Below are 9,847 nucleotides of genomic sequence, written 5' to 3' on the forward strand. Positions count from 1 at the left end.
ACGCAGTATCTCACATACCCCTAGGGGTATGAAAGTTCCGGCGTGGAAACAGCGCGGAACGGCCGCGTCCGGCTCGGATGCCAGGGGTGGGTTATGCAGTAACGTCGTAATGCCAGCAGCTTTGTGGAGCAAATCGGTCGGGAGCGATGTGAAGGATCACCAGGGGCCACCGTCCGCGTCCGGAGCAAAGGGGGCTGTTGAGCGGACCAAGGGCGGCCCGCTCTGGAAAACCGTCAGTGCCGAGCTTCTGGCGGAAGTCCTCGCCGGAGAGTTCGCGGCAGGCTTCCCGGGCGAGCTGGAACTGGCCCGGCGCTACGGAGTCAGCCGCGGCACGATCCGGGCGGCCCTGAAACCCTTGCGCGACGCCGGGCACATCACGGCGCACCCCGGGAAGAAACCCACGGTGGTCGCCGGAAGAAGTACGGCGTACGGGCCGATCTACAGCGTCCTGGCGTCCATCCGGGAGTCCGGGATGAAACACAGCAGTGTGGTCCTGGAGCAGCACCTGGTGGTCAACGCGGAGGTGGCTGCAAAGCTTGCCCTGCATCCGGACGCGGAGCTCTTTCACCTCTCCCGGGTCCGCTTCGCCGACGGCGAGCCGATTGGGCTGGACCAGGTCTGGCTTCCCGGAGCGACCGCCGGGAAGCTGCTGGAGGCTGACTTCCGTGACGCCTCCCTATACGGCGAGCTCGACCGGCGCTGCGGCGTCGTGCTCGACGGCGGCACGGAGCAGCTCACTGCAGTGCTTGCCACCCCCGGGCAGGCGGTCCTGCTCGGGTGTCCGGAGGGCTCCCCGCTGCTGCTGATCGAGCGGACCGGCTGCCACCGGGCTCGTGACCTCGAATTCCGGCGCAGCTATGTCCTGGGCGACCGCGTGGCGATCGCGACCGCCTTCGGCTGCAAGGCCACGCCGCCGCGTCGAGGCTAAGGGGCCCCCTGCCCCCGGCCGCCGGCGGCCGATTCCGCCGTGACGGCCCGCACGCGAGGCGCCGGGCACCGATCCTCGGAGGTTGCCCGCCTCAGGAAGGCCCACAGCAGCAGGGCGATGGAGAGGGCCGCCAGCACGGGCTGGATCGGTTCGAAGTACTGCATGGCGCCGGAAGTGCCGAGGGCCAACAAGACGAGCTTGTTGCAGACCGGGCAGCCCACGGCAAAGAACGAAACGATGGCCCCGGCGGCCCCGAAGCGGCCTTTGCCGTCGGACTCTTCCCCGCCCGCCCCGGCGTCGGCCGCGGGTTCACGGGAAACATAGGTGGCCAGCAGCAGCCCGGTGAGGACCGCTGTGACGCCGAGGACCGGGAAGGACCACCAGGTGGGCGGGACCTCACGGCTGAAAAGCGGCGTGTCGATCAGGTCCGTGGGCACGGCCACCACGAGGTAGGTGAGGGCGGCGGCGACCGCCGCGGCCAGCCAGCGTCGCACCGGCCACTGCGCCAGGGCAGGGATCAAGGTTTGGTATTTGCTGCGCATCATCTGGCATCCCTGTCTGCGACCGGGCCAGGGCCAGCGGTGGCTGTCCCGGTGGCCGTGGTGGTCTCCGGCGCATTCTGTTGGTCGACCGCTCCGGGGAGGTCGCGGTGGGTCACGGCCGGCTCGTTTTGCCGGCTCTTGAAATACAGTGCCATGCCGATGGCGAGAACGACGGTCGCGACCCCGGCGACAACAAGGTCGGGGACGCCGGCGGCGGCCTCGGTGGCAGCCGATTCCGCCCGGAACTGGTCCTGGACCGTCAGCACGCCGCCCAGCCCCGCCGTGCCGTCGCTGACCAGCAGGAGCACGCCGATGCCGACGGAAATGAGGCCGGAAATGAACATCAGCCAGGAATTCGACCACGTCCCGATGGTGAGCGGCCGCGGCCGCAACCAGCGGCGGCCGGAGATGCCCAGCCGGTCCCACAGGAGGGCCAGGACAAAGAGCGGCACGGCCATGCCAAGCGCGTAAACTGCCAGCAGCGCGCCGCCGTAGACGGCGTTGCTGCCCACTGCGGCCACGGTCAGGATGGAGCCCAGAATCGGACCGGTGCAGACGCCGGCGACGCCATAGACGGTTCCCAAGGCGAAGACGGACAGCCGGGACGACCCGGTGCCCGCTGCCGGCGTCAGCCCGGAGGGAAGCCGGATTGCGGCGATCTGGGCGGCGCCCAGGAGGATCACCAGGCCCGCTGAAACTGCGACCAGGACGGGCCGGTGCTGCGTGACGAGGGACCCGAGCACCCCGGCAAATACGCCCAGCGGCACCAGGGTGGTCAGCAGGCCCAGATAGAACAATCCCGTCCGTGCCACCAGCCGGGTCGTGGTGGAGAAGGCGTAGGCAAAGAATGCCGGCAACAAGAGGGCTGAACAAGGGCTCAACAGGGTAAGAATGCCGCCCAGGAGTGCGCCGGCGTAGCCGATATCCATCAGTTGCCCTTGGCAGACTTCAGTGCAGCATCGATGGCCTTCTCAAAGGCGGCCAGCGGCTGTGCACCAACGAGCGGGGTGTCGTTCACCAGGAAGGTGGGGGTCCCGGTTGCGCCAAGGGACGCGGCCTCCTGGGCATCCTTCGAGACCGCGGCTTTGAGCTCGGGGGAGTCCAGGTCCGCTTCGAACTGCTTCAGGTCGGGGACTCCTGCATCGGCCGCAAGCTTGACCAGGCGCTCCCGCGGCAGCTCGGCGTGGCCGCGTTCGGGCGCGATGGAGAAGACGGCCTTGTTGAACTCCCAGAACCTGCCCTGCTCGCCGGCCGCACGTCCGGCGACGGCGGCGGCGGATGACTCGGCCCCAAAGACCGGCAGATCACGCCACTCGACCCTCAGGTCGCCGCGGTCAACGTATTTCGCCACCAGCGGGGGAAGGGTGTCCCGGGAAAACAGCCCGCAGAAGGGGCAGCGGTAGTCCGCGTACTCCACCAGGACGACCGGGGCATCCCGGCTGCCGATCGCGGTCGGATCGTCCGCTTCCCTGCGGGACATGTCCAGTTTTTCGTCGGCGGAGCCTTTGGTGTCCTGGGACTGCTGCCGTGGCTCGGTGGCGTCTTTTTGCGCCGCTGCGCCCTGGTAGGAGAGCAGCCCCACGAACAGCAACAGCACGGCGATGCCCAGTGCCGGCAGGACTATCGATGCGGTGCGGCGGCCCGGCTTGGCCGCTGCAGGCTTGGATTTGGTCAGGGTGGGCATCCTGGCTCCTCGAACGTGCCGTAGGGGAAATGAAATGTTTAGACATTTAGTAGGGTGCGAGGCTACGTGACATGCGTGCCGTTGTAAAACACCGGTAAGCCGGCTGCGGGACTTTGCCGGCAGGCTTTGCCCGTCTGCCCCGGGTGACTATGGAGGAATGTTTGTACATTTGAGCGGCGGCCGCTAGCATGCAGGGAAACTCCCTGAACCGGCTGCACTGCGGGCGGGCCTGTCCGTGCCGAGGGGGACTGCGTGTCTGAATTTGGAGCCGAAAACCATAACGGGGACACCGCCGGGAACGGCAGGCCCGGGCCGGAGGGGCGGACGGTGCAGGCGCGGCGCGGGCTCGTGGCCCATGCCGTCGGTTCGTTGCCGGACGGGGCGCTTGCCGGGGTGCTGCGGAGCAGCCAGAATGCTGTTGCGGCGCTCGGACCGGAGGTTCCCGTCGAGGCTGTCATCCAGGGCCCCGGAGTGGCCCTCCTGGCGGAGGGATCGGGGTTCGGTGAAGCCATTTCCACCGCCGTCGCCGGCGGTGTCCGGGTGCTGGCCTGCGGGAACAGCCTGCGTTCGGCGGGAGTGCCGGCCGAACGCCTGCTGCCCGGCGTCGGGATGGTGCCGGCGGCCATCGCCCACCTCGCCAGACGGCAGTGGGACGGCTGGGCCTACGTCCGCCTCTAGCCGGTGCCGGCCCTGCCCTGTCGGCTCAGCCCTGCGGCCGCGGCCTGGCCGGGAACAGCGGGCGGCAGTCGGTGCAGACGTCGACGTCGGAATCCGGCGATCCGCTGCGGCCCAGTGTGGCCCTGCGCTCCAGCTCCAGGCGGCCGTGCAGGGCCCATGCCATGACGGCCACGGACAGCAGTCCGACGGCGACCTGGACTGACGGGAGAGTCTCCCTCGTCGAGCTCGCCCAGACCACGCCGAAGAGGCCCAGGACGGGCCAGCGCAGATCGCACAGCGTGGCCGCCGCGCCGATCGGCGCGTTCACATAGCTGCCTGCCAGGAAGCCGGCCAGGACCGATCCGGCAGCCACCAGGGCGTAGCCCGTCCAGCCGGTGCCGGTGCCGGAGATCATGCCGTTGGCGGCCATCAGGAAGACGCCGGCGAGGCCGGCCGCGGCCATGGTTGTCGCCACACGTGCCCGGGGCCAGCTGCGGAGCACCTGGGCGAGCTGGTGAACGCGGCCCCGGCCTGCGGGTGTCTCGGCCGCGTCCGGGCGGATGTTTTCTTCGGGCCTGCTGTTGGCTGTCATGCCTGGTCCTGTTCCTGGTTGGGATGCCGTGGCTGCAGGGTGGTCCAGACGATCACGGCGACCACCAGGGCAATGGAGAGGAAGCCGAGCCCGGAATACCCGACGGCGGCCAGCACCGGTCCGGCCAGTGCCCCGCCGGTCGCCCCTGCTGCGTTCATGCTCAGGTCCGAGACACCCTGGATCGCCGGCCGGTCCTGCACATGGGCGGACTCGGCCACCAGCGCGGACCCGGCGACCACGGAGGCGGACCAGCCCAGCCCCAGCAGGATCAGGCTCGCGGTCACGGCGGTGCCGGAGTCCGGCGCGACTCCGGCCAGCACCAGCGAAATCAGCAGCATGGCCTGGCCCAGCAGGATGGTGCGCAGCCGCCCTGCCTTGTCCGCCATCCAGCCGAAAACGGGAGACAGCGCATACATGCCGGCGATGTGCAGGCTGATCGTCAGGCCGACCACCGTGAGGCTGGCCCCATGGTCGCGCAGGTGCACGGGAGTCATGGACATAAGCCCCACCATCGTGGCGTGGCTGAGGGCGACGGCGGCCACCGCATACCGCGCCCTCGGGTTGCTGCGCAGAATCCGCAGCCCGCTCTTGGGCTGGGGTGCTTCGAGATCGGGCACCCGCGAGGACATTGCGGTGAGGAGGGGGTCCGGCCGCAGGCCCGTCGCATAGACGACGGCGGCCGCAAGCTGGGCGGCCACGGAAAAGGCGAAAGCGCCCGTCAGCGGGGGGAGGCCAAGGGCGGCGCCGACCATCTCGCCGGGACCGAACAGGTTCGGGCCCAGGACGGCGCCGATTGTTGTGGACCACACCACGATCGAGAGGTCCCGGCCCCGGGACCCCGGGCGGGATAGGTCGGTTGCGGCAAAACGTGCCTGCAGATTCACCGCGGATCCCGCGCCGAGGAGCATCAGGCCCAGCAGCAGCAACGGGAAGACCCCCAGCGCGGCGGAGGTGATTGCCACGACGGCGCCCGCCCCGGCAATCAGGGCGCCGGTGGACAGCGAGATCCGCCGGCCGCGGGCCTGGGCCAGCCGGGCCAGGGGGACGGCGGCGAAGGCGGCGCCGAGGGTGCTCATCGTGGCGGCCATGCCGGACCACGCGTTGGATCCGGAGAGCTGGGCTGCCAGCAGGGAGCCCAGGGAGAGTGTGGCTCCCATGCCGATGCCGCCGAGGATCTGGCCGCCGACGAGGACTGAGACGACTCGGCGTTGCAGCCGGTGATTTTCCGCTCCGGGCCGGGCCGGGGGTGTGATGGTTCCCGGTCTGGCGGCCTCGCCTGGTTTCAGGCCTTCCGGACGTTCCTGTGTGTTCATGCTGATCCTTCTGTGCTCCCGGCCATGGCCCCTGCGGCCGGGGCTCCCCTCAATATACCCCATGGGGTATTATTGTTTGTATTAGGTGTTGCATCCGCAGCACCCCGAGTTTGGAGATCCTATGTGTGCTGCAGTTCGTTGTAATCGTTGCGGAAAAATCACCTGGGCCGGCTGCGGCGAGCATGTCGACTCAGTTATGGCCGATGTGCCCCAGGACCAGCGCTGCACCTGCGACGGCTAAACCAACGCGGGGTCACCTCGCGCCCATGCTGAAGCCTCGGATGGGCGCTGTGTGACCCCGCGTTGTGGTGGGGGTTAGAGTTTCACCCTAGGGGACACCCCAGGACGAAGTTTTCAGCAACCGCCACGAATCCGCGGCGGGGAAGCAGCCGGGAGTCATCAGTGCGGCACGGATCCAAGCCCACCATCCGCGACGTCGCGGAGGCGGCAGGGGTGTCCCTGACCACGGTCTCCTACGTGCTGTCCGGCCGCCCCGGCGGAAACACCCGGATCAGCCAGCCCACCCAGGACCGTGTTCATGCCGCGGCCCAGGCGCTGGGCTATATCCCCAACCGGGCCGCGCGCGGCATGCGGCGCGGACGCACCGACGTCGTGGCCGTGGCCATCACCGACCTCGACGACTCCTGGGACCGCGCGCTGGCCGCAGCGACCGCCAGGATCCTGCCCCGGCACGGCTACCAGCCGGTCATCCTGATGGGTGAAAGCTGGCGGCAGTTTATGCTGACCGGCGGAGCCGACGGCGTTGTCCTCGGCTCCAAGCCGGCGGACCGTTCCTCCGAGGACCTGGAGACTATGACGGAACTCGCAGACCGCGGTGTGAGCCTGCTGGTTTTCTCGGACACCCTGCAGCCGGACGGCTTCGGCGTGCTGGCACCGGGGCACCACGCGGCTGCCGGGACGGGCAACCCGCCGGCCGGCGGCAACCCGCTCTTCGAAGAGGCCGTCTCCCTGCTGCTCGCCCGGCTTCGCGGCTGAGTGCCTTTCCCGTCACGGGGACGGGGAAGGGCCCGGGGACGGAGCCTTCACGGTCCGCGGCCCCACAGGGTCCCACGGTAAAGTTGCACCTGCAGGGCCGGCCGCGACGCTTCCGGCCGACGCCCTTGCCTCGTTACCTCCCTTTCGGTGCGGTGTCGCGCCCCATCCTTCACCTGTTTGCCGGCGTTGCCCACGCTTTGCTGAATACGAAAGCCGCCGCGGCGCGTCTTCCCGAGACTGAACGGAGCCAGCAATGGCCACCAAAACCGCCGGAACCGTCCCGGTCCTGACCCCGGAACAGCTCCAGTCCGTCCGCGGCACCCTGCGGTCACCGCGCCGGCTGAAGACCGAGGTCCTCGGCGGGCTCGTCGTGGCGCTGGCACTTATTCCGGAGGCCATTGCCTTTTCGATCATCGCCGGTGTCGATCCCCGGATCGGTCTCTTCGCTTCGTTCACGATGGCGGTCACGATCGCCGTCGTCGGCGGACGACCGGCCATGATCTCGGCGGCCACGGGCGCCGTCGCCCTGGTGATCGCCCCGCTGGTGAAGTCCCACGGCCTGGACTACCTCATCGCCGCCGTCATCCTCGCCGGCATCTTCCAGATCATCCTGGGCCTGTCCGGGGTGGCCAGGCTGATGCGGTTCATTCCCCGCTCGGTCATGGTCGGGTTCGTCAACGCCTTGGCCATTCTGATCTTCATGTCCCAGGTCCCCGAGCTGATCGGCGTCACCTGGCTGGTCTATCCGCTCACCGCGGTGGGCCTGCTGATTGTCTTCGGCCTGCCCGGGCTGACCAAAGCCGTGCCGGCACCGCTCGTTGCGATCGTGGCGCTGACACTCGTGACGGTGCTGGCCGCCGTCGCCGTCCCCACGGTGGGGGATAAGGGCGCGCTGCCCGACTCGTTGCCGTCCTTCTTCCTTCCCAACGTGCCGCTGACGCTTGAGACGCTGCAGGTGATCTTCCCGTTCGCCCTGGCCATGGCCTTCGTGGGGCTGCTCGAATCCCTCATGACCGCGAAACTCGTCGACGACATCACGGACACGCGCTCCCACAAGACCCGCGAGGCCTGGGGCCAGGGCGTCGCGAATATTGTCACCGGCTTCTTCGGCGGCATGGGCGGCTGCGCGATGATCGGGCAGACCATGATCAACGTCAAGGCGTCCGGCGCACGCACCCGGATCTCGACCTTCCTCGCCGGGGTGTTCCTGCTCATCCTGGTGGTGGCCCTGGGCGACATCGTGTCCCTCATCCCGATGGGCGCCCTCGTGGCCGTGATGATCTTCGTCGCCGTGGCCACCTTCGACTGGCACAGCATCCGGCCGTCCGCGCTGAAGGCGCTGCCCAAGAGTGAAACGCTCGTCATGGTGGCCACCGTGATCGTCACTGTGGCGACGCACAACCTGGCCATCGGTGTTGGCGTCGGCGTCCTGGTGGCGATGGTCATGTTCGCCCGCCGCGTGGCGCACTTCGTTACGGTGGACCGCACCGTGACAGAGGTCGACGGCCGCCAGGTCGCCACCTACAAGGTCGACGGCGAACTCTTCTTCGCTTCATCGAACGACCTCTACACCCAGTTCGAATACGCCCTGGACCCGGAGCGGGTGGTCATCGACATGCACGCCAGCCACCTCTGGGACGCGTCCACCATCGCTTCGCTGGATGCCATCACCGAGAAGTACCGGCACCACGGCAAGACCGTGGAGATTGTGGGCCTCAACGACGCCAGCCTGCTGATGCGCGAACGCCTCGCCGGAAAGCTCGGCGCCGGCCCCGCCCCGGCAGGCGGTGTCAGGCCAGCGGGGCCGGGGTGGCGGCTGAACCGGACCGCTGTGTTGCCGCCGCGGCAGGATCCACCAGCGGGTCGATGAAGGCTTCGGCGGAGGTGTGGGTGTCCTAGACTCCGTGCAGGCCGATGAGGGTGGGCAGGGCTGCGGCGGCCGCGGCGATGGCGCAGACGATGAACGCCTGGGAGAAGCCGTTGACGCCCCGTGGTCCATCTGGGCTAGCAGCAAGCCCCGGGTTCCGGGCGGCGGCGCGTTGAGCGCGCGTTCCTGCCCAGTTGCTCCGCACCGGACACTTATGAGCCCGGCGGGTCCCTTGGATCCGCCGGGTTTTTTGGCTGCGGCCGGGGTTTGACCGGGCAGTAACTGGGCAGGAACGCAGCCGGTGCGTGTTGCCGGGGGAAGGACTACGCTCGGGAATATGACGCAGACTTGGGATCCTGGCCGGCCCGGAATCCTGGAATTGCCGTCCGGCCGGCTCATCCGCGGCCGCGCTCTGCTCAGGCCGCTGCCCGCCGGGCAGCGGCCCGAGTTTGGCCTGTACTTGCTGGGAAGACGCCCTGGCCCGGTGGCCTGGGATTCCCGCTGGGTCCGCTGGCGGGACCTGCATGTGCCAGCCGACGACGCCGACACCCTGGACTCGCTCATCGAGGCCTGGCGACGTGCCGAAAACGAGCGGGTCGAGGTGGCCTGCTGGGGCGGCCGTGGCCGGACTGGCACCGCACTGGCCTGTATCGCGGTCCTGGACGGTGTCCCGCCTGCCGAGGCCGTAGCGTTCGTGCGAGCCCGCTACCGCCGGGGCGCCGTTGAGACACCGTGGCAGCGGAAGTACGTCGCCCGGTTTCAGAACCCAGGGGCATGACGCGCCGTGCCTCGTTGCGCCATCCCAACTCGATGCCCTGACATTAGGTCACATAATTGGGTCTTTTTGTTTGCTTCCGGGCGGCCTACCGTGGACTTGCCGAGCCGCCCGGCCCGGGTGGCCGAACCACGGAGGAATTTCCAATGACGACGCACGTGGCCGACTGCACGGTGAGCAACTGCTCCTTCAATGACCATTCCAACTGCAACGCCGCAGCCATTACCGTCGGTGGCGCTGAGGATCATGCCTCCTGCGCCACCTTCATCGATATCGGAGTGCATGGAGGGCTCCCCAAGGTCCTGGCCGACGTCGGCGCCTGCCAGCGTTCCGAATGCGCCCATAACGACCATCTGATGTGTAAGGCGCCCGAGGTACATGTGGGACCAGGCGTCGACAACGCCGATTGCCTCACCTACGCACACCGATAAGCCGCACGCACCTTCCCTCAGGCAAAGGATCAAAGACTTTCTCGGGAATTAAGTCACACTAG

At 68.6% G+C, this 9,847-nt stretch carries 12 protein-coding genes; 6 read left to right on the forward strand and 6 right to left on the reverse strand.

The features are described from left to right. The first annotated feature begins 148 nt into the window (after nucleotides 1-148). The gene (locus ASPU41_RS06460) at nucleotides 149-928 is read left to right on the forward strand and encodes a GntR family transcriptional regulator (protein WP_069950226.1); all 780 of its coding nucleotides are present in this window, start codon (nucleotides 149-151) and stop codon (nucleotides 926-928) included. Here the strand turns inward: ASPU41_RS06460 and ASPU41_RS06465 are convergent. Genes ASPU41_RS06465 through ASPU41_RS06475 form a run of 3 tightly spaced genes read right to left on the reverse strand, consistent with a single transcriptional unit; the run spans nucleotide 925 to nucleotide 3,154 of the window. Then, entirely contained in the window at nucleotides 925-1,473 is a 549-nt protein-coding gene (locus ASPU41_RS06465) for a hypothetical protein (RefSeq protein WP_069950227.1), read from the reverse strand. The two genes, ASPU41_RS06460 and ASPU41_RS06465, sit on opposite strands and share 4 nt — an antisense overlap. Beyond that, on the reverse strand, nucleotides 1,470-2,399 hold the full coding sequence (locus ASPU41_RS06470) for a cytochrome c biogenesis CcdA family protein (protein WP_197515778.1): 930 nt from the start codon (nucleotides 2,397-2,399) through the stop codon (nucleotides 1,470-1,472). The genes ASPU41_RS06465 and ASPU41_RS06470 overlap by 4 nt, the downstream gene beginning before the upstream one ends. Next, nucleotides 2,399-3,154, reverse strand: coding sequence for a DsbA family protein (locus tag ASPU41_RS06475; RefSeq protein ID WP_069950228.1), 756 nt, complete (start codon nucleotides 3,152-3,154; stop codon nucleotides 2,399-2,401). Before ASPU41_RS06475 ends, ASPU41_RS06470 begins: the two co-directional genes overlap by 1 nt. Nucleotides 3,155-3,406: 252 nt before the next feature. Here ASPU41_RS06475 and ASPU41_RS06480 point away from each other — a divergent pair, with 252 nt between their 5' ends. Beyond that, nucleotides 3,407-3,832 carry a DsrE family protein gene (locus ASPU41_RS06480; RefSeq protein ID WP_231941188.1) on the forward strand — a complete coding sequence of 142 codons (426 nt, stop codon included), beginning with the start codon at nucleotides 3,407-3,409 and terminating at the stop codon, nucleotides 3,830-3,832. Nucleotides 3,833-3,857: 25 nt separating this feature from the next. On the opposite strand, the gene ASPU41_RS06485 is transcribed toward ASPU41_RS06480, so the two are convergent. Both ASPU41_RS06485 and ASPU41_RS06490 read right to left on the reverse strand, forming a co-directional pair. Further along, nucleotides 3,858-4,403, reverse strand: coding sequence for a hypothetical protein (locus tag ASPU41_RS06485; RefSeq protein WP_069950229.1), 546 nt, complete (start codon nucleotides 4,401-4,403; stop codon nucleotides 3,858-3,860). Continuing rightward, a complete protein-coding gene (locus ASPU41_RS06490; RefSeq protein ID WP_083266392.1) occupies nucleotides 4,400-5,716 on the reverse strand; it encodes an MFS transporter in 1,317 nt (438 codons plus the stop codon). The genes ASPU41_RS06485 and ASPU41_RS06490 overlap by 4 nt, the downstream gene beginning before the upstream one ends. A gap of 402 nt (nucleotides 5,717-6,118) precedes the next feature. On the opposite strand from ASPU41_RS06490, the gene ASPU41_RS06495 reads away from it, so the two are divergent. Beyond that, the gene (locus tag ASPU41_RS06495) at nucleotides 6,119-6,712 is read left to right on the forward strand and encodes a LacI family DNA-binding transcriptional regulator (protein WP_069950230.1); all 594 of its coding nucleotides are present in this window, start codon (nucleotides 6,119-6,121) and stop codon (nucleotides 6,710-6,712) included. 253 nt (nucleotides 6,713-6,965) lie between these two features. Next, on the forward strand, nucleotides 6,966-8,582 hold the full coding sequence (locus tag ASPU41_RS06500; RefSeq protein ID WP_197515779.1) for a SulP family inorganic anion transporter: 1,617 nt from the start codon (nucleotides 6,966-6,968) through the stop codon (nucleotides 8,580-8,582). Between the two features lie 25 nt (nucleotides 8,583-8,607). Here the strand turns inward: ASPU41_RS06500 and ASPU41_RS22565 are convergent, their stop codons facing one another. Further along, nucleotides 8,608-8,784, reverse strand: a complete 177-nt coding sequence (locus ASPU41_RS22565; protein WP_157356950.1) for a hypothetical protein — start codon at nucleotides 8,782-8,784, stop codon at nucleotides 8,608-8,610. Nucleotides 8,785-8,916: 132 nt separating this feature from the next. On the opposite strand from ASPU41_RS22565, the gene ASPU41_RS06505 reads away from it, so the two are divergent. Both ASPU41_RS06505 and ASPU41_RS06510 read left to right on the forward strand, forming a co-directional pair. Next, nucleotides 8,917-9,357 carry a protein-tyrosine phosphatase family protein gene (locus tag ASPU41_RS06505; protein ID WP_069950231.1) on the forward strand — a complete coding sequence of 147 codons (441 nt, stop codon included), beginning with the start codon at nucleotides 8,917-8,919 and terminating at the stop codon, nucleotides 9,355-9,357. Nucleotides 9,358-9,500: 143 nt separating this feature from the next. Then, complete coding sequence (locus ASPU41_RS06510; protein WP_069950232.1) at nucleotides 9,501-9,785, forward strand: DUF1540 domain-containing protein; 285 nt, start codon at nucleotides 9,501-9,503, stop codon at nucleotides 9,783-9,785. The last annotated feature ends 62 nt before the right edge of the window (nucleotides 9,786-9,847 follow it).

The sequence above is a fragment of the Arthrobacter sp. U41 genome (assembly GCF_001750145.1).
Classification (GTDB): Bacteria; Actinomycetota; Actinomycetes; order Actinomycetales; family Micrococcaceae; genus Arthrobacter.